At 49.4% G+C, this 20,745-nt stretch carries 32 protein-coding genes; 28 read left to right on the plus strand and 4 right to left on the minus strand.

Annotation, left to right across the window (positions count from 1 at the left end; translation table 11 throughout):
• The first annotated feature begins 34 nt into the window (after window positions 1-34).
• The 24 genes from rplP (at window position 35) to NTV65_08600 (ending at window position 13,381) form a co-directional block, all read left to right on the plus strand.
• A complete protein-coding gene (gene rplP / locus NTV65_08485; GenBank protein MCX6115233.1) occupies window positions 35-460 on the plus strand; it encodes a 50S ribosomal protein L16 in 426 nt (141 codons plus the stop codon).
• A 106-nt stretch (window positions 461-566) separates the two neighbouring features.
• The gene (gene rpmC / locus NTV65_08490) at window positions 567-782 is read left to right on the plus strand and encodes a 50S ribosomal protein L29 (protein ID MCX6115234.1); all 216 of its coding nucleotides are present in this window, start codon (window positions 567-569) and stop codon (window positions 780-782) included.
• A gap of 64 nt (window positions 783-846) precedes the next feature.
• Complete coding sequence (gene rpsQ / locus NTV65_08495) at window positions 847-1,185, plus strand: 30S ribosomal protein S17 (GenBank protein MCX6115235.1); 339 nt, start codon at window positions 847-849, stop codon at window positions 1,183-1,185.
• 31 nt (window positions 1,186-1,216) lie between these two features.
• The gene (gene rplN / locus NTV65_08500; protein ID MCX6115236.1) at window positions 1,217-1,585 is read left to right on the plus strand and encodes a 50S ribosomal protein L14; all 369 of its coding nucleotides are present in this window, start codon (window positions 1,217-1,219) and stop codon (window positions 1,583-1,585) included.
• Between the two features lie 18 nt (window positions 1,586-1,603).
• A complete protein-coding gene (gene rplX / locus NTV65_08505) occupies window positions 1,604-1,996 on the plus strand; it encodes a 50S ribosomal protein L24 (GenBank protein ID MCX6115237.1) in 393 nt (130 codons plus the stop codon).
• A 23-nt stretch (window positions 1,997-2,019) separates the two neighbouring features.
• A complete protein-coding gene (gene rplE / locus NTV65_08510) occupies window positions 2,020-2,583 on the plus strand; it encodes a 50S ribosomal protein L5 (protein ID MCX6115238.1) in 564 nt (187 codons plus the stop codon).
• Window positions 2,580-2,978 (plus strand): 30S ribosomal protein S8, encoded by a 399-nt coding sequence (rpsH, locus tag NTV65_08515; protein ID MCX6115239.1) that lies wholly within the window; start codon window positions 2,580-2,582, stop codon window positions 2,976-2,978. Before rplE ends, rpsH begins: the two co-directional genes overlap by 4 nt.
• A gap of 16 nt (window positions 2,979-2,994) precedes the next feature.
• On the plus strand, window positions 2,995-3,546 hold the full coding sequence (gene rplF, locus NTV65_08520) for a 50S ribosomal protein L6 (GenBank protein MCX6115240.1): 552 nt from the start codon (window positions 2,995-2,997) through the stop codon (window positions 3,544-3,546).
• 55 nt (window positions 3,547-3,601) lie between these two features.
• Complete coding sequence (rplR, locus tag NTV65_08525; GenBank protein ID MCX6115241.1) at window positions 3,602-4,015, plus strand: 50S ribosomal protein L18; 414 nt, start codon at window positions 3,602-3,604, stop codon at window positions 4,013-4,015.
• An 11-nt stretch (window positions 4,016-4,026) separates the two neighbouring features.
• Window positions 4,027-4,563, plus strand: coding sequence for a 30S ribosomal protein S5 (gene rpsE / locus NTV65_08530; protein MCX6115242.1), 537 nt, complete (start codon window positions 4,027-4,029; stop codon window positions 4,561-4,563).
• A gap of 28 nt (window positions 4,564-4,591) precedes the next feature.
• Window positions 4,592-4,774 (plus strand): 50S ribosomal protein L30, encoded by a 183-nt coding sequence (gene rpmD, locus NTV65_08535; GenBank protein ID MCX6115243.1) that lies wholly within the window; start codon window positions 4,592-4,594, stop codon window positions 4,772-4,774.
• A gap of 44 nt (window positions 4,775-4,818) precedes the next feature.
• Complete coding sequence (gene rplO, locus NTV65_08540) at window positions 4,819-5,304, plus strand: 50S ribosomal protein L15 (GenBank protein MCX6115244.1); 486 nt, start codon at window positions 4,819-4,821, stop codon at window positions 5,302-5,304.
• Window positions 5,305-5,492: 188 nt separating this feature from the next.
• Complete coding sequence (gene secY, locus NTV65_08545; GenBank protein MCX6115245.1) at window positions 5,493-6,827, plus strand: preprotein translocase subunit SecY; 1,335 nt, start codon at window positions 5,493-5,495, stop codon at window positions 6,825-6,827.
• Window positions 6,828-6,871: 44 nt separating this feature from the next.
• Window positions 6,872-7,435 carry an adenylate kinase gene (locus tag NTV65_08550; protein ID MCX6115246.1) on the plus strand — a complete coding sequence of 188 codons (564 nt, stop codon included), beginning with the start codon at window positions 6,872-6,874 and terminating at the stop codon, window positions 7,433-7,435.
• Between the two features lie 338 nt (window positions 7,436-7,773).
• Complete coding sequence (gene rpmJ / locus NTV65_08555) at window positions 7,774-7,890, plus strand: 50S ribosomal protein L36 (protein ID MCX6115247.1); 117 nt, start codon at window positions 7,774-7,776, stop codon at window positions 7,888-7,890.
• A gap of 23 nt (window positions 7,891-7,913) precedes the next feature.
• Window positions 7,914-8,297, plus strand: coding sequence for a 30S ribosomal protein S13 (gene rpsM, locus NTV65_08560; protein ID MCX6115248.1), 384 nt, complete (start codon window positions 7,914-7,916; stop codon window positions 8,295-8,297).
• 39 nt (window positions 8,298-8,336) lie between these two features.
• Entirely contained in the window at window positions 8,337-8,741 is a 405-nt protein-coding gene (gene rpsK / locus NTV65_08565; GenBank protein MCX6115249.1) for a 30S ribosomal protein S11, read from the plus strand.
• Window positions 8,742-8,760: 19 nt separating this feature from the next.
• The gene (gene rpsD, locus NTV65_08570) at window positions 8,761-9,387 is read left to right on the plus strand and encodes a 30S ribosomal protein S4 (GenBank protein ID MCX6115250.1); all 627 of its coding nucleotides are present in this window, start codon (window positions 8,761-8,763) and stop codon (window positions 9,385-9,387) included.
• A gap of 90 nt (window positions 9,388-9,477) precedes the next feature.
• The gene (locus tag NTV65_08575; GenBank protein ID MCX6115251.1) at window positions 9,478-10,494 is read left to right on the plus strand and encodes a DNA-directed RNA polymerase subunit alpha; all 1,017 of its coding nucleotides are present in this window, start codon (window positions 9,478-9,480) and stop codon (window positions 10,492-10,494) included.
• A gap of 12 nt (window positions 10,495-10,506) precedes the next feature.
• On the plus strand, window positions 10,507-10,998 hold the full coding sequence (rplQ, locus tag NTV65_08580; protein ID MCX6115252.1) for a 50S ribosomal protein L17: 492 nt from the start codon (window positions 10,507-10,509) through the stop codon (window positions 10,996-10,998).
• 103 nt (window positions 10,999-11,101) lie between these two features.
• A complete protein-coding gene (locus NTV65_08585; protein MCX6115253.1) occupies window positions 11,102-11,872 on the plus strand; it encodes an enoyl-ACP reductase in 771 nt (256 codons plus the stop codon).
• 8 nt (window positions 11,873-11,880) lie between these two features.
• Entirely contained in the window at window positions 11,881-12,246 is a 366-nt protein-coding gene (locus NTV65_08590) for a hypothetical protein (GenBank protein MCX6115254.1), read from the plus strand.
• 2 nt (window positions 12,247-12,248) lie between these two features.
• Entirely contained in the window at window positions 12,249-12,857 is a 609-nt protein-coding gene (gene lptE, locus NTV65_08595) for an LPS assembly lipoprotein LptE (protein ID MCX6115255.1), read from the plus strand.
• A 23-nt stretch (window positions 12,858-12,880) separates the two neighbouring features.
• The gene (locus tag NTV65_08600; GenBank protein MCX6115256.1) at window positions 12,881-13,381 is read left to right on the plus strand and encodes a hypothetical protein; all 501 of its coding nucleotides are present in this window, start codon (window positions 12,881-12,883) and stop codon (window positions 13,379-13,381) included.
• 135 nt (window positions 13,382-13,516) lie between these two features.
• On the opposite strand, the gene rpsT is transcribed toward NTV65_08600, so the two are convergent.
• Complete coding sequence (gene rpsT, locus NTV65_08605; protein MCX6115257.1) at window positions 13,517-13,777, minus strand: 30S ribosomal protein S20; 261 nt, start codon at window positions 13,775-13,777, stop codon at window positions 13,517-13,519.
• Window positions 13,778-13,921: 144 nt separating this feature from the next.
• Window positions 13,922-14,446, minus strand: a complete 525-nt coding sequence (gene dcd, locus NTV65_08610) for a dCTP deaminase (GenBank protein ID MCX6115258.1) — start codon at window positions 14,444-14,446, stop codon at window positions 13,922-13,924.
• A gap of 66 nt (window positions 14,447-14,512) precedes the next feature.
• Here dcd and NTV65_08615 point away from each other — a divergent pair, with 66 nt between their 5' ends.
• Window positions 14,513-15,526, plus strand: coding sequence for a hypothetical protein (locus tag NTV65_08615; GenBank protein ID MCX6115259.1), 1,014 nt, complete (start codon window positions 14,513-14,515; stop codon window positions 15,524-15,526).
• Between the two features lie 59 nt (window positions 15,527-15,585).
• Entirely contained in the window at window positions 15,586-16,812 is a 1,227-nt protein-coding gene (locus NTV65_08620; GenBank protein ID MCX6115260.1) for a 4-hydroxy-3-methylbut-2-enyl diphosphate reductase, read from the plus strand.
• 73 nt (window positions 16,813-16,885) lie between these two features.
• Here NTV65_08620 and NTV65_08625 read toward each other — a convergent pair whose 3' ends face one another.
• Window positions 16,886-17,185: a hypothetical protein gene (locus tag NTV65_08625; GenBank protein ID MCX6115261.1), complete on the minus strand. Its 300-nt coding sequence runs from the start codon at window positions 17,183-17,185 to the stop codon at window positions 16,886-16,888.
• 411 nt (window positions 17,186-17,596) lie between these two features.
• On the opposite strand from NTV65_08625, the gene NTV65_08630 reads away from it, so the two are divergent.
• On the plus strand, window positions 17,597-18,574 hold the full coding sequence (locus NTV65_08630; protein MCX6115262.1) for an adenosine kinase: 978 nt from the start codon (window positions 17,597-17,599) through the stop codon (window positions 18,572-18,574).
• A 221-nt stretch (window positions 18,575-18,795) separates the two neighbouring features.
• The gene (locus NTV65_08635) at window positions 18,796-19,977 is read left to right on the plus strand and encodes a hypothetical protein (protein ID MCX6115263.1); all 1,182 of its coding nucleotides are present in this window, start codon (window positions 18,796-18,798) and stop codon (window positions 19,975-19,977) included.
• Here the strand turns inward: NTV65_08635 and tpiA are convergent.
• Entirely contained in the window at window positions 19,974-20,744 is a 771-nt protein-coding gene (gene tpiA, locus NTV65_08640) for a triose-phosphate isomerase (protein ID MCX6115264.1), read from the minus strand. The two genes, NTV65_08635 and tpiA, sit on opposite strands and share 4 nt — an antisense overlap.
• Window position 20,745: the final 1 nt, after the last annotated feature.

The following is a 20,745-nucleotide window of genomic DNA, read 5'->3' on the forward strand; positions in this document are numbered from 1 at the left end:
CTTTCTGCGCCAAGTATTTTTGTTGGAGTAATTTATGTTGCAGCCAAAGAAGCCACGTTATCGAAAGCAGATGAAGCTTTACCGACATCTGAAGATTAAAGAGACGCGTGGCTGCAAGCTAGAGTTTGGAGAGTACGGTTTAAGAGCGATGGAGGCCGGTTGGGTAACTAACCGTCAGATCGAAGCCGCTCGTCAAACTATGGTTCGACACATTAAGCGTGGAGGTAAGGTCTGGATTAAGGTCTATCCAGATAAGCCGCTTACGAAGAAACCAGCCGAAGTACGAATGGGTAAGGGCAAGGGCTCAGTAGAGCTCTGGGTAGCCGAGGTTAAAGCTGGCAAGATTATGTATGAGATCACAGGAGTTGCCGACAAGATAGCAACTGAGGCGCTTGAATTGGCAGCTGCAAAGCTTCCAATCAAGACAAAGATCATAGTACGAACCAGCAGCTTGATTTAAATACAGAAAAACGGCATAGTTCCACCTCCTTTTTAGGGGTAATTACTATGGGCAGTACTAGGCCCAGAGTTGTCTAGTTTGGCCATAGTGCGTAGGTAGTAAGTGTATGAAACGTAAAGAGTTTCTCAAAGAGATAGCAGGGTTTGATAAAGGTGCTCTGCAAGAAAAAGCCAATAAATTGGCTGAAGATCTGATGCGCTTGCGCTTTAAGCAGGGGGCAAAACAGCTTGAGAAGGGGCACCTCCTTGGGCAGACACGCAAGGCGTTAGCACGGGTACAAACCGCGCTTACTAGCGCAAAGAGCGGGAAAGGTAAGGATTAAGAGCAGTCCTCGGGTTAGTTAAGGGCTTAATCGCCTTAGTGAATTCTGATTTTTATGGAACGTTATGGCAGGCAGTAAGACGACAGATAGTAAGGTAACAACGAGTAAGGCGACAGAAAAGGTAGCTAACCTTGTAGTTACCTCTCAAGAGCCCCGTGGCCAACGCAAGAGGCAGGACGGCGTCGTCGTTAGTAACAAGATGGAGAAGACGGTGGTTGTAGCCGTTGTTCGACAGGTTAAGCATGCTCTTTATGGCAAGTTCATCCGCAAGACCAAGAAGTTTTATGCACATGACGAGACGAAGCAGTGTGGAGTAGGCGATCGTGTTCGTATCGTCGAGACTCGACCGTTGAGCAAGCTCAAGAATTGGAAGATTGAGTCGATTCTCAATAAGGCAGATTAGCCACAGGATCTTTAGGGAGCGGTAAAGGGATATGATTCAGTTAAAGTCAATGCTTGATGTTGCAGATAACTCAGGCGCGAAAAAAGTAGTTTGCGTAAAGGTTCTTGGTGGCAGCCGCAGACGTTATGCGTCCGTTGGTGATGTGATTGTAGTTGCTATTAAAGAGGCAATTCCAAATTCCAAGATACCCAAGGGATCTGTTCACAAAGCAGTGATAGTGCGAACAGCTAAGGCTATCTCGCGTGAGGACGGATCGTTTATCAAATTTGATGATAATAGCGCTGTTCTTATCGGTGCGACTATGGAGCCGATCGGAACCCGTATATTTGGACCGGTTGCTAGAGAGCTGCGCGGAAAGAAATTCATGAAGATCGTCTCATTAGCGCCAGAAGTGCTGTAATACAAAACGAGGTGTAAGGTGGTCGTAAAGAAGTCCGATAAAGAGAAAACCAAGCCAACTCCAACCACACTCCGCAAGGGTGACCTGGTTATGGTTATCGCTGGTGGAAACAAAACAAAGCGCCGGATTAAGGGCAAAGTTGCAAAGATCAAAGAGATCGTAGGTGCTAAGAATGACCGAGTGATCCTTGATGGGTTAAACATCTTCACGCGCAATAAGAAGGCTACTAAGCCAGGCGAAGAGGGTGGAAAAGTTCAAGTGGAGAAGTCAGTACATATCTCAAATGTAATGTACTACGTCGAGCAATTGAAGAAGCCGGTGCGCCTTGTAAGGAGCACATCAGCGGATGGAAAGCGTGTTCGTGGATACAAGGATCCATCGAGCAAAATTTTTGTAGCGCTTGAAGCGTAATTAGAGATCTGGATAGGGGTGTTATGAGTCGTTTGGCGGAGCACTATAAGCAGACTGTTGTTCCTGCATTGATGAAGAAGTTTAACTATTCATCACCGATGCAGGTTCCAAAGCTAGAGAAGATCGTTCTCAATACTGGCGTTGGTGATGCAGTTAATAATTCAAAGTCGATTCAGTTCGTTGAGTATGCGATGACGCAGATCAGTGGACAGAAGCCGGTTGTAACACGTGCAAAGAAGTCGATAGCTTCTTTTAAATTGCGCGAAGGTTTGCCGATCGGAGTGATGGTTACCATGCGTAAGAAGAAGATGCACGCGTTTCTGGATCGATTAATATCAGTAGCTCTTCCACGAGTACGTGACTTTCGCGGTGTTCCTCGTAAGGGCTTTGATGGACGTGGTAACTACACGATGGGAATCAAGGAGCAGATCGTGTTCCCTGAGATTGAAATTGAAAAGCTCGATACTATTCGCGGCATGGACGTTACTTTCGTTACATCAGCCAAGACAGACGAAGAGGGCATGGAGCTGTTAGAGCTCATGGGGATGCCGTTCCGCAAGGTAGTAGCTAAGGAAATAGAGTTATGATAAACGACCACATCTCCGACATGATTACCCGTATCAGGAACAGCCAACGCGCTGGCCACAGATCTGTTATTGTTACATCAGCCAAGTTAAACAAGAGCGTGCTTGAGGTTCTTAAGCGCGAGGGACTGATCGAGGGGTTCGAATCCGTTAAGGTAGAAGATGGACCAGACGCTATTCGTGTTGGTCTTAAATACTACTCAAGCGGACGTCCAGTTATCACTAAGGTCGTGAGAGTTTCGCGCCCTGGGTGTCGCAAGTATTCATCTACTGAGAATTTGCCGCGCGTAAGTAGCGGTCTCGGTATCTCAATCGTTTCAACGTCGAGAGGCGTAATGGCTGACCACGAGGCTCGTAAGATGCACGTGGGCGGTGAAGTAATAGCGCTCTTCGGATAGTTTTTAGAGGTGTTTCATGTCACGTATAGGTAAGTTACCTGTTGCCCTTCCGCAAGGAGTAAAGGGCTTTGTTGCTGGTAATATAGTTACAGTTGAAGGCCCTAGGGGCAAATTGAACTTCACCATTCGAAATGGTGTAAAGATAGATGTCATCGACGAGAAACTTGTTTTCTCTATCATTGGCACTGATGGCATTGGCACTGATAGGCAGGCTAAAGCTGACTACGGCACTGCGCGCGCTACTTTGAACAATATGGTTCATGGTGTAAGCAAGGGATGGACTCGAGTTCTTGAGCTAGTTGGCGTAGGATTTGTTGCTAAGCTTCAGGGTAACAGCATCGTGCTGGCGGTTGGATTCTCGCACGAAGTTACGATGGAGATTCCTAACGGTATCAAGGCTGTTGTTACCAAAACCAAGATCGAACTTGAGTCGACTGATCGGGAGCTTTTGGGAACGTTCGCAGCCAAGATTCGCCAAGTTCAGCCTCCTGAGCCATACCTCGGAAAGGGTATTAAGTATTCGGATGAGAAGGTTCGTCGTAAGGCCGGTAAGACCGGTAAGAAGTAAGATTAATAACTAGAACTCAGTATAACTAGAACGCAGTAGGGGAATTAGGTGCCTTATGGCCACACAGAATAAAAAAATAGCTTCAAGCCCTCGTCATAAGAGGAAGCTTAAGATTCGAAGGAAGATAGTTGGGACGGTCGAGAGGCCACGCCTAAGCATATTCAGAAGCTCAAAGCATACGTATGCACAGCTCATCGCTGATGAGACTAGAGCTACTATTGCTAGCGCTTCAACCCTCGACAAGGATGTTCAGGCTGAGATAGCTAAGTTGGTAAAGGCAGCTGAGGCTAATGATAGCAAGTCGAGCACTAAGTCTGTAATCGCTGCTCGTGCAGTTGGAATTATTTTGGCAGGACGCTCTAAGATAGCAAAAGTTCAACAGGTAGTATTTGATCGAAACGGCTTTCTCTACACCGGACGGGTTAAGGCCCTTGCAGATGGTGCTCGAGATGGTGGTTTGGAATTTTAGTTCGGAGATGTATGGCTTTTAAAGATACGCTCGATAAGCGCAGAGTTACTATAGACCAATGTGGTGAGTTAACCGATAAAACGGTTTTCGTTAACCGTGTTTCTAAGGTTGTAAAGGGTGGTCGTCGCTTCAGCTTCAGCGCCCTTGTTGTAACCGGAGATGGTCGTGGGCACATAGGCTTTGGTCTCGGTAAATCAGCTGAGGTTCCTGAGGCTATTCGTAAGGCATCAGAGCAGGCTCGCAAGAGACTGATCAAGGTACCTCTTAAGGGGAGTACTATTCCGCATGATGTGCTTGGAAAGGCTGGTCCTTCTGATATAGTAATGAAGCCAGCTGCACCTGGAACTGGCGTTATCGCCGGGGCTTCAGTTCGTGCAGTTATGGACGTATGTGGTATTAAGGATATCCGTACGAAGTGTCTCGGCTCGACTACGCCGCAGAACGTTATCCAAGCTACTATTGCAGGATTCCTCATGTTAGAGGAGCCAGAGGTTGTGGCATCTATGCGCGGAATTAAACTTGAGGACATGGGATACCATCCATATTAAGTTAGTATTAAATTAAGAGCGGTGTTGTATGAGTAAGGTAATCATTAAGCAGATACGGAGTGATATCGGACGTTCCCCAGGTGTTAGAAGCACCCTAAAGGCGATCGGTTTAGGCCGTATAAGTAAGCAGCGTGAAATTACGCTTAACGATGCGACCAAGGGTATGATCAAGAAGGTCGAGTACCTACTTGAGGTCACACCAGTTAAGTAATTCCGGTTAGCTAAATTAGTATCAAGAAAGCAGTGGGGGCTCATATGGCCAATGAAAATTTAACTCTAAACACCCTTAAGTCTAATCCAGGAGCTCGCAAGCTTCGTACCCGCGTAGGGCGGGGGGAGGGCTCTGGACATGGAAAGACCTCTGGTCGCGGAGGAAAGGGACAAACAGCTCGTTCTGGAGGCGGTGTTCGTCCAGGATTTGAGGGAGGTCAGATGCCTCTTTATCGACGTATCCCGAAGGTTGGATTCGTATCTCGTGAGGGAATTCGTGGTAACAACGAATATAGTATCGTTCGTCTCTCAGTGTTAGAGCGCCTCGATAACGGCACTACCGTTGATATTCAGACCGTCTTGGATCTTGGCTACGCTAAGAAGAGCTCGCAGCAGCGGGCTGGTATTAAGATCCTAGCTGATAACGCGGAATTCACTAAGAAGCTACACATTAAGGTACATGCGATCTCGGCTAATGCTAAGGCGCGTGTTGAGGCAGCAGGCGGAACGGTGGAGCTTCTCTCTGAGTAGTAACGTCAAAGACTAGATGTTTTTCTTTGCGATGTTTTTTTCTTTATATTAGTTAAAGACGGCTCCCTTCTTTGGAGCCGTTTTTTTGTTACTGCAATATCCAGCATAATTTTCGAAGATCTCTTGTGCTGCATAGTTGCCATAGTTGTAGTATCAATGGTGCAAGATAACAAAATAATGAGGATTAGATGAGTGGTATCGCGCAACTGTTTCAGATTCCAGAGCTAAAGAAACGCCTGCTCTTCACGATCTCAATGTTGGCGGTATACCGTTTTGGTGTGTTCGTATCGACACCTGGTGTTGACGTTGACGCCATTCACCGCATGTTTGAAGACAACGCCAATACCATCTTTGGCCTGATAAACCTCTTCTCAGGAGGAGCCCTAGAACAGTTCTCGATCTTCACACTCGGAATATCCCCCTATATTACGGTTTCAATTATTATCCAGCTCCTCTCGCCGAGCATTCCGTATCTTGAAAATTTAAAGAAGGAGGGCGACGCAGGGCGACGAGTTATTACACGTTACACACGACAGGGGACTATCCTGCTGGCGCTCTTTCAGGGCTTTATGATCGCGCGCGCCCTTGAGTCACGCGGGCTTGCCACTCCAAGCCTCTCGTTTGAGCTCGTTACGATGATAACATTGACCGCAGGAACCGCCTTTATTATGTGGCTCGGAGAGCAGATTACTGAGCGTGGGCTTGGAAACGGAACGAGCATCATAATCTTTGCTGGTATCGCTGCCCGCATGCCATCTGTCTTCGGTTCAACCATTGAGTTGGCTAGAACGGGGGAGATGTCGCCATTTTCGATCCTATTTATACTAGCATTCTCACTCTTTACCATCTATGCGATTATCTTTGTTGAGCGCTCGCACCGTAAAATTCCAGTGCAGTATCCACGCCGTGTTGTTGGTAATAGGAGCTCGCTGGCACAAACGCAGTACATGCCCCTTAAAGTCAACATGACTGGAGTAATACCACCGATATTTTCCTCGGCTATTATGATGTTGCCAGCAACGCTTGTAGCAGTTATTCCAAGCCTCTCTATGTCAGTCTTCGGGCAGCTCTTTACGCCGGGCGCGTGGGGATATGAACTGCTCTATGTCGGCCTGATAGTGCTTTTCAGCTATTTCTACACAGCGGTAGTTTTTAATCCGGTTGAGGTGGCAGAGAATCTCAAGAAGAACGGGGGCTTTATTCCGCTGGTACGACCAGGGGCAGAGACGGCCGATTACCTCTACGGCGTTCTTAATCGCCTGACCCTATGGGGTTCGATCTATATCTCGGCGGTGTGCGTTATCCCACAGGTCGTGTACATCAACATGGGTGCATCGCAATTTGCTTACGTATTTGGTGGAACTGCTGTGTTGATCGTAGTGGGCGTAACGTTAGATACCGCATCTCAGATCGAGTCGATGCTAGTTGCTCGCAACTATGAGAGCTTTATGTCGCGCTCATCTAAGGGGCGTGGCGGCGTCGGCTCCGCGAGCTATGGGCGTAATCGCTTAGCAAGAAAGTAAAATAGTACGAAAGTAAAACTATCTGGATTTATTGCGGTATCTTTATGAGGATCGTTCTCTTAGGACCACCAGGCGCTGGGAAAGGTACACAGGCCCTTCTGCTTTGCAAGAAATATGGCATCCCTCATATCTCAACCGGAGATATGTTGCGTGAGCAGGTAGCGTCTGCTTCCGAGTTGGGATTAAAAATTAAGTCGGTGCTTGATGCTGGCGAGCTTGTTACCGACGAACTCGTTATGCAGGTTGTAGAGGCGCGACTTCGCAAGGCTGACTGTCTGCCGGGCTTCCTATTAGATGGGGTTCCAAGAACGGTTGTTCAGGCAGAGATCTTAAGTGATTTTCTTAAGCGCTCAGAGATAGCGCTCTCTGGCGTCGTTCAGCTTACGGTCCCAGAGGAGGTGTTGCTCGACCGAATTCGCCATCGGGGCGGGGCAGGGGCGCGCAGCGATGATACCGCCGAGGTGGCAGCGCATAGATTGCAGGTATACTGGACTCAGACAGCCCCCGTAGCGGGCTATTATCGCCAGCACGGGCTTCTGAAAGAGGTTGCTGGGGTTGGCACTGTAGAAGAGGTCTCAGGGCGTATGTGCGCTGTATTGGAGAGTTAGGGCTAATTTGAGCGAGGCTATTTGGGGCCCAGTAGCATAGCCCCATAAGCGCAGAGTCTGGGAATAAGGGAAATAACTGAAAAAACCCTTCAAAACAAAGCCATACCACCGGAAAACGGACCACTGAGGGGGGTGGAGGGGTTGTAATGGCTGTAAAAAAATGTAGAATCTGGCGTCCTTGAACAGGACTTTTGTTCTCTGGAGGTATTTTTACCTCCATTGAGATCGGCTTCTATGTAGATAACCACTTGATTTGGGTGGATTTATTATTTGACGAATAAGAGTAATCGTAGCTGTTCGGAAGCCCTTGTTCTTAGATCTTATTGTGGAGAGATGTTGTGAAAGTTAGAGCGTCTGTAAAGCCAATTTGTACTCACTGTAAGATCATTAAGCGCAGAGGCACGATCTTTGTTTTCTGTAGCCGTACGCCTAAGCATAAGCAGCGTCAGGGATAATTGTAGTTAGGAGTTTTTAAGACATGCCACGTATTGCAGGTGTTGATCTTCCGCGTAACAAGAGAGTCATTCGCGGACTTACGTATATTTACGGAATTGGGATTACTAAATCTAAATCCATTCTTAGTGAAGCAGGGATCGAGGAGAGCGTTCGAACTGATAACCTTACTGAGGAGCAGGTCGATAAGATCCGTAAGATCATAGAGCGTCGCGAGAAGGTTGAGGGAGATCTTCGCCGTGAATTGTCGGCATCGCTCAAGCGTTTGATGGATCTCGGTTGTTATCGTGGTCTGCGTCATCGTAAGAATCTTCCAGCGCGTGGTCAACGTACCCGCACAAATGCTCGTACGAGAAAGGGTCCTCGTCGTGCTCCGATTACTGGTAAGAAGGCAGCGACCAAGACCTAGTAGTTAATTAATATTTCATATCCTAGTAAGGAGTAGTTTGTGGCAGATGCGCGAGTAGCTGGTTCAACAGCAGTTAAAAAGAAAAAGACAAAGAGGAACGTCCCAGTTGGCGTTGCTCATATTCAGGCAACCTTTAATAATACGATAGTAACGATTACCGATCCCGCTGGTAATGTGCTTGCAACGTCGAGCTGTGGAGCCAATGGCTTCAAGGGTTCGCGTAAGTCGACACCGTTTGCGGCTCAGGTTGCAGGTGATGTTGCGGCTCGCAAGGCTAGGGAGTCTGGAATCCGTTCATTAACCGTTCGTATTAAGGGACCAGGTTCGGGACGTGAGTCAGCTCTAAGAGCGCTCCACCTTGCTGGGATTCAGGTTACGTTAATCAAAGATATTACGCCGGTTCCGCACAACGGTTGCCGTGCAAGAAAGAGTCGTCGAGTTTAATAAATAGAGGCGTTGGATCATGGCAAGGTATTGCGGACCAGTTTGTAGATTGTGTCGAAGAGAGGGCGAGAAGCTCTTCCTTAAAGGTGAGCGTTGCTACACCGGGAAGTGCTCCGTTGAGAAACGTGAGGGTGGGCCGGGCCAGCATGGTCGTGGTCGCCAAACCTTCTCGAACTTCAAGATACAGCTTCGTGAGAAGCAGAAGGTAAAGAGGACGTACGGACTACTCGAGACCCAGTTCCACGGTGTATTCGAAAGAGCCGCAGGGACAAAGGGCGTAACCGGCACAGAGTTGCTTGTTCTGCTTGAGCGTCGTCTAGATAACATCGTGTACCGTCTCGGTTTAGGTTCTTCGCGTAGGCAGGCACGTCAGATCGTTAATCATGGGCATGTGCTTGTGAACGGCAAACGTGTCTCAATTCCATCATACACCACCTCTCCGGGGGATGTTGTAGAGGTGGCCGAGCGCAGTAAGAAAAATCCACTTGTGGTGGCAGGAATGGAGGCAGCTCGTTCGCGAGTTATTCCCGACTGGCTATCACTTGATCAGCAGGCAGTTCGCGGAACGATTAACTCAGCACCAACTCGGGAGCAGTTGCCCCCGACGATACGCGAGCAGCTAATAGTAGAATTGTACTCAAGGTAGTAATAAACCTGTGCTGTATGCGCGGCTCTCTTAATGGGGGCGGGATAGCGCAGCACGGATAAACGTCATTTACAGATAGGATAGAGGGAGATGAAAAAGGTCAGTCTCAAGGACTTAATCAGCCCAAACAGAGTAGAGGTCGAAGGTGTTACCGGAGACAGTCGATACGGCAAGTTTATAGCAGAGCCGCTTGAGCGCGGCTTTGGTATGACTATCGGAACGGCTCTTAGGCGTGTTCTGCTTTCATCTCTACAGGGTGCCGCTATTACGTCGATTCGCATCGATGGTGTTGCGCATGAGTTTTCTACCATGCCAGGTGTTGCTGAAGATGTGACAGAGCTATCGCTTAACCTTAAGGAGGTTGTTTTGCGCCTTGAGGACAAGGAGGAAGCAGTTCTGCACATAGAAGCTCGGGGCCCATGCCAGGTAACAGCAGGTATGTTCCAGGGAGATCCAGCAGTAGCAATTCTTAACCCAGATCTAGTCTTAGCAACCCTCGGAGAGGGCTCTACGTTTAGGATGGAGGTCGCTGTAAAGGTTGGACGTGGCTACGTTCCAGCTGAGAAGAATAAGATTGAGGGAGTTCCTGTCGGAACGATCTTTATCGATTCGATCTTCTCGCCGGTCCGTCGTGTAAACCTAGCGGTAACTAATGCCCGTGTAGGTCAACGCACCGACTACGACAAACTTGCTATGGAGATCTGGTCGAATGGTAGCATCGATCCACGCTCAGCAATAGCGCAGGCTGCTCATATCCTAGTTGATCAGCTCGGCATATTTGTTGGCGAAGATCTAATCGTTGAGCGCGAAGAGCCAAAGAACGAGGAGCCGTCAAAGAAATGGAATGATAACTTATTCCGTAGAATCGACGAACTCGAGCTTAGCGTTCGTTCAGCAAACTGCCTTGAGAACGCGGACATCAAGTACATTGGTGAGCTAGTTCAACGCAGCGAAGCTGAAATGCTCCGTACAAAGAATTTTGGTCGCAAATCTCTAAATGAGATTAAGGAGATCCTCGTTGACATGGGGCTCGCACTTGGTTTGAAGCTGGAGGAATTTCCTACACGCAGAGACCTTGATCAGATGAAAGAACAGACCGATCACTAATCGAGGTGTAGTATGAGACATGGAAAGGGTCTTAGGCAGTTAAGCAGAAATACTAGTCATAGACGTGCGTTATTGCGAAATCTTGCAACTTCGTTCTTCAAGTATGAGAGTTTTGAGACAACTGTACCAAAGGCAAAGGAGCTCCGACCTGTGGTCGAGCGGCTTATTACTTTGGGCAAGAACGACACGCTAGCGGCGCGTCGACAGGCTTATAGCTATCTTATGGATAAGGCTGTTGTCCACAAGCTTTTTGCTGAGATCGGACCACGTTGTAGCACTAGAAATGGTGGTTACACCCGTATCGTGCGTACTCGTGTACGTCATGGTGACGCAGCAGAGATGGCGATCATCGAGCTAGTAGATAAGGTCACTGAGAAGGCGGTCGCAAAGAAGGCTGATTCTAAGAAGGCTCCTGCTAAAAAGGCAGCCCCAAAGAAGACAGCTCCTAAGAAAACAGCAGAGAAGAAGGCCCCAGCTAAGAAGAAGGCAGCAGCGAGCGCTTAGGTGTCGCTGAGTTGTATCTCTTTTGCTGTATCTCTATTGCTTCAGTTTCTTATAGATCCAGTTGTTTTGACGTTGTTCAATTAACTAAACAGGGGTGCCCAACATGGGAATGTTTGACGGCAAGAAGGTATTAGTTCTCGGTGTTGCTAATGAGCGCAGTATTGCGTGGGGCATCGCAGAGGCGCTTCATAAAGAGGGCGCGGAGCTCGCTTTTAATTACCTAAACGAAGCGCTTGAGCGTCGTGTGCGTCCATTGGCGGATAGCCTCGGTTGCAAGAACGTGTTGCCGTGCGATGTTCAACATGATGATCAGATTGATTTGATGTTCGAGGAGCTTAAGAGCCGTTGGGGTACAATTGATGCCGTCGTGCACTCCCTGGCATACGCCGAGAAGGAGGATCTAACCAATCGCTTCGTTAACACAACTCGCAAAGGGTTCCAGACAGCGCTTGATATATCAGCGTATTCGTTGGTAGCTGTGACCAAAAGAGCCCTGCCTCTGATGAGCGAGAAAGGTGGTTCAATTCTTACCATGACGTATCTAGGAGCCGAGCGCGTTGTTCAGAACTACAACGTAATGGGGGTTGCAAAGGCTGCCCTTGAAGCCTCCGTGCGCTACCTCGCATCTGACCTGGGTGAGTTCAATATTCGTGTTAATGCTATCTCAGCCGGTCCTATCAAGACCTTGGCCGCAGCGGGTATTCCGCAGTTTCGTGACATGTTGTCGGCTTTTGCTGAGAAGGCGCCGATGAAGCGCAACGTCACGCAGGCGGATGTGGCTAACACCGGTCTTTATCTGCTGGGGCCATTAGGTTCTGGGGTTACGGGCGAGGTTGTTTACGTCGATTGTGGCTTCAATATAATGGGTTCATAGGGCCAACAATGACACCTGCTCGCCCAATTAGCGAGGGAAGGGTTGTGCTTGAGCTTGGCAAAGCCCTTCTCTTATCTCTAACAGAGAGCTCTCCACAGGTTCTTGATGAACTAGAGGCTTATAGTGTGGCCTTCTCTGACTGGCAAAGCTCATGGAAGAGACACCTAGATGGAACGATAGATTTCTCTGCAAAGGAGCTCGAGATCGGCAGACGCATAGCGGCACAACACGCTACCGTTATCAAGCTGACCGAAGAGATGAGGGCCAACGTAGATCGCTCCCTTAAAAACCTACGGGTTTGGGGCAGGGGGTTGCGCGCATATACCGATCATCTTCCTAAGCGTATCAGTACGATTAAAACTAGGAGGGGTTAGCTATGTTGCGTTTAATGATTCACGGCAGACTGCTTGCAATTGCGCTGGGACTCTCTGCGCTGGGACTCTCTGCGTGTGGATATGTTCTAAAGGGTAGTGGCAGCGTTTTGCCACCAGATGTAAAAAGTATCTATATTCCGACCGTTGAGAACAATTCAACCCAGCTTGGGCTCTCTGATATCGTTACGGATGCCCTGCGTGACGAGTTTGATAGTTACGGCACTGTGAGTGTAGTGGACCGCCAGAATCAGGCCGATGCGACCCTTAAGGTCAGGATAGTCTCGGTCAGGCAATCAACCGATACGGTATCCAACACCAATACAGCCTCGTTGATGGATAGCACGATGGTGCTCGCCGGTGAGCTTCGTCGTGTTACAGGACCGGTGTTGTGGCGAGATCCACTGATTCGGGTTACAAAGACCTACGCAACCGATGCCAGTGCCGTTGTTACCACATCCCCCGATTTTGCAAGTGGCTCGCTCTCTAGTCAGGATCTAGCGAACTTAAGTACGCGTGAAGTAGCACGTGGCCAACAGCAATCCGCCCTGACCTCTATGGCGAGCGATGCGGCGCGCCAGATCTACGATAAGGCCGTAGCGCCAGATTTCTAAATTGATGCTTATTAGGATTACAGATGTTACCAACAACGATAGATGAAGTAGAGGGCGGATTTACAACTGCCAAAAATCTTAACGCAGCTCTTAAGAGCTTCCTAAAGCGTGAGGGCTCCAGTAATCCTCAGGTAGCTTCATTTGCCAAGGAGTTTCGCGCGGTGGCTGCCTCAGGAAAGGCTCCAGCAATCAGGGCCTTCGTGGAGCACAATTATCCAAAACGAGAGATATATTTCATTGGTCTAGCGCGCTACGCCCATCCTGAATTGATAGCAGCAACCGTTGAAACGATCATTAATAGGTTCGCAGATGAGTTCAATGCCACCTATCAGCAGGAAGAGACGGGAATATCGGTTAATGATGCCGCCGCGTTTAAGAGGATCGTTAAAGAAGTTGAAAGCGTGATCGAGCAGGGGCTCTTAAGTGCAGGACTTCCAGTTACGAACTTTATGAAGAACGCCTTACTCTCCTCAGTCTTTGAGGTCGGGGTTTTGGATGAGGTGCTAAAGGTTGTTAAGGGCTAGTATCTAGCTCACCTCAGATCGAAGAGGCCGACATAAAAAACCCGACGCTCTCGAGAGAGATGCGTCGGGTTTTTTCACAGGATAAAAGTAGGGACTAGAAATATTGACTAGAAATATTGACTAGAAGTAGCAGAGCTACGCCTTATTTACCTGAGCCTGAATTCTGCTGATCTTGCGCGCTAAGGTCGCCTTGTGGAAGAGGCCCTTCTTAGAAGCCTTCGACATAAGGGACTCAGCTGAACGAGCGAGCTTCTGAGCCTCTACCTTATCGCCAGATGTTGCAGCCGCAGAGGCACGCTTTAGGGCGGTCCTTACCTCAGCCTTGGCTGAACGGTTTGAATCGCGACGCTTGAGGCTCTGACGGTGACGCTTAATTGCAGATTTGTGATTGGCCATAACTACGTATTCTCAAAACAAAGGCAAAATAAAGCAGATGTCTGCATAAACAGACCAGACTGCCCAGGGTACAATACACCCCTAATGCACAACTCTAGGTATAGCATGCTAAGTCATACGATTCAACCAACGGAGGATAAGAGATTAGCGTCTTTTCGGGCCAAGAATCTTCGGGAAAAACTCATCAGACCAGGCCTTTGTTGCCCCAGTTTGACCCTGATAATGGCCGCGGCCCCCCTCGCCGTAAGCTACATCTGGAGCCGACGACATGCCGAGAAATACGAGCTGTGCTACCCGCATGCCCTTTGAAAGCTCGCGTGGATATGGACCGAGGTTTTGCAATTCAAGGGTTACCTGCCCATTAAATCCGCAATCTATCCAACCACTTAAGCTGTGATTTAGCCATAAGCGACCAAGCGAGCTCTTAAGCTTTAGGTCGCACACCACATCCCTCGGCATCTTGAGGTACTCCTGTGTGGTCGCCAGAATCACCTCGCCAGGAAAGAGAACGATAGAATCTGCTAAAAGCTCCTCAGGATCACGGGTTGGGCAGATCCAGTGGTTTGCTACCGTAACGTCGTAACTTGCTGGGTTAACTTGCTCCGGATTAAAGGGGTAAATGCCCCCGCTTTCGCCGAATTCTCTAATCCAATGGTCTGGCTTAATCATCTTGTGGTACCCCGGGCAATTACTCTTACTACCTGCTTCCATAGTCGATCTGTCGATGGAAATAAAGTGCCTAACTCTATTACAGCGATCGGACGACACTATATGCTGTACTATGAGGCTAGTATGCGACTGGGATTCCTTACATGGATCGGGGCTCTATTGTGGCCGCTAATGGGCTGGGCCTTACCACTTGAGCGTTTTGAGGTCCCAATAGAATTGAACTGCCAGGCAGATACCATATGTTCGCAGGTGGTTCGCTCACGTATGACGCTTGGTGGGTCTACGGGGGTTACCCTGAATGGGGGCAGTCAGGGCATGGCAGAGCTCTGTTTTAAGCAAGGAGGTGTGCGCGGCTTGTGGCTTAGGGGGCAAGGCGAGGCGATTAACTCCCTTACCTTAAGTTGGGACGGGGATGCATATCCTGAACAGCTTTCAGCGCTTGGCCTGCGATGCCTAGACCTGACGGCAGAGGGAGCGCAGGCCTTCGTCATTATGGATCTCAATATTTCGCTCGGGTGTAACAACTCAGAAGTTGGAGATGTATGCCCGCCTTATACCATAGAGACACGCGTTTATGACGCTGACGATGCAACTGGACAACGCTATTCAGCCTCCATATTAAGCCGCAGCGCAGCGCAATCTGTGCATAACCTTGAGATCCCATTCTCTGACTTTACGCGTGAAGGCCCACGTGGCTTGGCCCGCTTTTCGTGTGTTGGTGCAGTTACGATTGCGTTGCACTTTGAGGAGCTAAGGGATGTGGAGCTTTCGTTCGGACCGATCTTTACCAACGGAGCTGATGGGCTGATATTTATTCCAACACCAACACCAACATCAACACCGCTTCCGAGTGAGACCCCTACCTCCCTAGTAATTGCAACACCACCCCCATTATTATACGAGACAGTTACCGCTTTGCCATCGCCGAGTATCGTCCCGGAATTTGACGATAATCGTGCTTTAGAGGCTAGCACCCCGAAACCGCCAAAGATCAGGGGGGAAATAGCGCCGCGCCGCAAACAATTCGTGGCTGAGCATGATGCAGAGGTCATATATGGAGCTGTTGTAGCTGATGATTAGTGCTCAAGGGCTTACCAGGCGCGTGGACTCCACTCTATTGGGCATGCTAGATTGTTGTTATGCCGAAGCAATTTGACATACCGCGAATTTATCGCTCGGACCTGATAGGGGAGATTAAACGACGACGCTCCGCATCCGATGCGCGCAAGGAGGACCTAGCGCCGACCGAGATCGATCTCGGTCCGGTTTTGTTTAAGATCTCGCGCTTTTTCGGGTTCTGTTACGGCGTAGAGAACGCCATCGAGATAGCTTACCGCGCCCTAGAAGAAAATCCAGATAAGCGCGTCTTTATCCTAAGCGAGATGATCCATAATCCGAACGTGAACGCCGATCTGGTGCGCCTAGGGGTGCGGTTTCTTCAGACCGCAGAGGGGGAGCAGCTAATTCCGTTATCTATCCTGCAACCCGACGACGTTGTGATCGTGCCGGCGTTCGGAACAACCAAGGAGATCTTTGATATTTTGGGGCAGTTGGGGATCGACCCACAACGCTACAACGCCACCTGTCCATTTGTTGAGAAGGTTTGGAAGCGTGGACGCCAACTTGCGCAACAGGGCCACACGATAGTTATTCATGGTCAGCATACACATGAAGAGACGCGCGCCACATTTTCGCACATTCGTATCGATGGGCCGAGCGTGGTTGTGAGAGATCGGAGTGAAGCCGAACTGCTAGCCAGGTATATTAGGGGAGAAGCTCCAAGTGAACAGTTCTATCAAGATTTTGCCGGAAGATTCTCGCAGAGCTTTACTGTCCCTCAGGATCTTATTCGTTTGGGCGTAGTGAATCAGACCACGATGCTTGCCGAGGAGACGCATGAGATAGCGCAGATTATAAAGCAGGCCCTGATCGCGCGCTTCGGAGCCGAGACCATCTTAGAACACTACGCCGATACCAGGGATACCTTGTGTTATGCAACCTCAGAGAATCAACGCGCCATGGGCGGACTATTAGATGCGACAGGTGATATCGCCGTGGTCGTTGGGGGATATAACTCTTCAAACACCTCGCATCTGGTTGAACTAGCAGAGGGCAGAATGCCGGTATTCTATGTGCGTGATGCGGAGGAGATCCTTAGTCGCTCGGAGATCCGGCACCTGGATCTACACACTAAATCTCGCAAATTAACGAAAAATTGGATCCCTGAGCGCACGCCGGTTAGGATTTTAATATCGGCCGGAGCGAGCTGCCCTGACGCCATGGTTGAGGCTGTAATCTGTAAGATCGCAAGCTTCTTTCCGCAGGCGCGCCCCGTCACCATTCCGAGCAATCTGATAGCGCCTTAGGTAGATAGAGGGTGGAGAGAGAGTAAGAAGAACTGCTTGGTGTTGTAAGACATCAAGCAGCTCAAAACATGGACTAGGAAGCAGTTTGCATATAAGCCTTGAGTAGCTGTCCCCTGAAGTGCAGTGAAGGCGCTGTTGCATCAGTATGGACGGGATCTACAATAAGTTCCTTATCGGCACGAAATTTTACCCACCTGCGTAGCAGTAAAGCAAAATGTTTTTTACCTTTCTGCTGCGCTTGCTTTAAAGGGTTTCCTTTAACAAAGCGTCTAAATGTCTCTAACAGATCGTTTTCGGAGGAACTTTTCTTAGCTTCCTCCGACTCCAAATCAGGCAAAAATCCCCCCAGTTTAGCCGGGGAGTCTGACTCCATTGTCTCTGAGCCCCTATAAGAAAAAGTCCTCATAACAGCCTCCATGTGCCCATCTAGAATAGATGGGGTGCTTACGTTGATTGCAGATCCAGAGAACGCCTCTAGATAACTGTGTCACAACAAGTAAGAGAGGGAAGTAAAACCTTTACTCTCCACCCTCCAGGTCAACACCGTAGGTAACAATCTAATCGATGTTGAGTTTGGAGGGATGAGTGACGCGACTACCCGAAAACGAAGGTTGTAAAAGAGTTAGGAGAAAGCGAAAACTTTACCTCAAAAAACTCTACGGTCAAGGGTTTTTTTCGGGCAGCAAGGGAGTAGCGGAGGCAGCACCACTGAGAAAGGTGATCCTATTATTTCTGTTCTAGCTCGTGTAGGATAATATGCTTAAGTATTTTCCGCGGGAAACCTATGAAATCAATCGATGTAAGTGGCGTATGTAACGGGATCGTGGATATCTTTACCGATGTAACGGAACAGGATTTCGCGTCCCTCGGATTCGAAAAGGGCGCGATGCGCCTGGTAGAGGCCTCGGATCAGCAGGAGCTGTTAAGCCGTCTCGGGACAGTTAAGCCTGTAATGGTAAGCGGTGGTTCAGTAGCCAATTCGCTTATCGCAATCTCGCAACTTGGCGGCACCAGCGCAGTATATTGTCGTCTTGCTGATGATGAGTATGGCCGTTTCTACCACAACGAGTGCCTCTCCCTCGGAATGAAGGTGCCGGTGCCACTTGCTTCCGAAGGGGCGACCGGTACCTGTGTGGTGATTATTACCCCCGACGCTGAGCGCACACTCAGAACGGCTCTGGGAGCTTGTACTACCCTTGCAGATACGCATATAGAGTCCGAGATTATAGCTGATTCACGCTGGCTTTTTATCGAGGGGTATGTATTTTCAAACTCCGATCAGGGACGGGCCGCAATTAAGCGCTCAATTGATATAGCTAGTAAATCCGATACGAAGGTGGCGGTAACCTGTTCGGATGCATGGGTCGTGCACGGTTTCGCTACACATCTAGAGCAGGCTCTTGAACAGACGGATCTGATCTTCGCCAATGAAGAGGAGGCAGCCGCACTCTCAAATACCAAAGAGATCACAGCAGCCGGACGCGTTCTTAAAGAGAGGTTTCCGCACGTTGTGCTGACAGCAGGCGCACGTGGGGCCTATATTTGGTGGCAGGGAGAGGAGCTGCACGTTCCAGCCTTTCCAAGTCAGCCACGCGATCTTACCGGCGCAGGAGATATGTTTGCCGGCGCATTTTTATACGGAATTAATTACGGATTAACTCCGTTCGAGGCAGCAAGGCGAGCGTGCTACCTAGCGCACCACGTTATTAGCCAGGTTGGTGCGCGCTTAAACGGGGACGTTAAAAAGCTCTGGAACTCGTAACTATTCACTATGTCGTACCGTTCTTGTTCCTAAGTGCCTGATATCTCACATAACATTTGATTAGCAATTTTAAGCCATTTAAGATGCTACATAACCTATCATTACCCCCCATATCAGGGAGGAAGATAGTTGTGTTCGTTTTAGGGTGTATTTGATCACTATAGTAATAGATTCTGGTTGGGCTCGATTATAGGCCCTCCCGTATTCATGATGTGCAGTATATGGCAAATTTTCAAGATAGCCGTTTTTTGGGATTATCAGCACGAGCAGCCTGGGTCACCTTTGTGGTGCTAGCTGTAGTAATAGGGCTCTTCTTTATGCCACCAGCATTAAAGTTTCTCGTTGAGGGGCGAGATAGTGCTAAACGTACTAAGGTCGCAGCAGCTGGAGTAGCAAACAAGAGCCAGGACGAACAGAGGGCGGGGCTTAAGCCAGAGGCTCTTCAGAAGCTCAATGCCAAATTGGGAACGGTCGAGGCCCCTCAAAAATCACAGCCCAAACAACAGAAGAAAGGTACTGATGCCCCTGATCCACAGGGCTCGGGGTTATTCTCTGGCTGGGACTTTAGTGTAAAGGCTCGTGGCACCGGCGGATCAAAGGATGCCCAGATTCCATCCACGATAACGCTTGATAAACTTAATACGCGCGACGCCCAGGCGTTCTTGAAGCAAGGTGTTCAGAGTATCGCCAAGTTTAAGGTACAGGAGCGTATCCCGCCCGGTCGCCAAGCAGACGCTATCACGGCTTTCGAAGGGGTTATTTCTGAATTAGCAGGTGGGGCAAGTAAGGGTCTGTCTAGTAGCGATGTAGCGTTTAAATTGCGGGGGGCGCACGCTCAGACGCTGCGTACGATGGCAGCAGGCGGCGCAGACCGCGGAGTGCTTTTGCAGTGGCTCTCTATACCGGTCGTTAAGTTTATTGATCAAGCTACAGGTGTTGATGCTGGTCCTAAGGTGCAGCCAATCTTTACGCCCCGTTTCTTTCTCTCCTCGGTTGCGGTTCGTCAGCGCTCCGGGCCTACTGGTATAGCAGCGGTTATTACAGCAGATCTCGTGGTTCGCGCCTCCGATGTGGAGAGCATAGGAATTATTGCAAATGGAAAGCTTCTACGGACCGTGCGTCTTGCTAGAGCCAACCTCAACGGCGAGAGGATCGTTAAGGTACGTGGAGATGCGACCGGGATCTGGTCGTTTATTGCATACGATAAGTACGGCGCCCGACCATACAGCAAAAACTATGCGTTTTATCCCCGTGTGCAACGCTTTCAACAGAATCTTGATGGCACATACAACATCGCCTTTAGGCCCGGGAGCGCTAAGAATTCCCTAGATCGATTCTTCTTATTGGGAACATCTGGAAGTCGGACCAAGGTCACGAGCGATCCTATAATATCGGAGTTCTAACTCCCTAGAGCGGGGGTCTCTTCAGCGATCTGGATTAATTGCAGCCACTGATCGATCTTAATACTAGCTCCACCCACCAATGCACCACTAACCTCGGCAAGAGCTAGGATCTCGGCAAAGTTAGTTGGGTTTACACTACCCCCGTATAGGATGGTGGCCTGAGCTGGAAAGCTGTGCTTGTTCCACAGGGAGTGAATAAATCTGTGAGCTGTGGCGATCTCAGCTAGCGTCGCTACCTTGCCGGTACCGATAGCCCAGACAGGTTCGTAGGCCAGCACAACTCTCGCACTATCCTCTGCAGAGAGGTTTTTAAGTACAGGGGCTAACTGTTCCTCAAGAACACGCTCGGTAGCGCCAGCAGCAAGCTCCGCTTCAGTCTCTCCTATGCACACCACCGCGGTCAGATTAGCTGCCAGGGCTCCCTCGGCGCGTGCGGCTACCTGCTCCGATGTTTCGCCAAAGTAGGTACGGCGCTCCGAGTGTCCAAGTAGCGAGAAGGTAGCTCCGATCTCGCGTAAAAAGTGTGGCGAGGTCTCGCCGGTAAAGGCCCCAGATGATGCCCAGTGCACGTTCTGTGCGCCAACAACAATCGAACAACCAGCTAACTCCGCAATAGTAGCGCTCAGGCTTACAGTTGGCGGAGTAACCCAGACCTGCGTCTGTGTGAGCGCCGGAGTCTTTGAGCGGAGCTCGCGTGCGAAGGACGCCGCATGCTGCGGGCCTAGGTTCATCTTCCAGTTTCCGATCAGGAGGTGTTGTTGGCGCATG

It is taken from the genome of Pseudomonadota bacterium (genome assembly GCA_026390555.1).
Taxonomy (GTDB): Bacteria; Bdellovibrionota_C; UBA2361; order UBA2361; family OMII01; genus OMII01.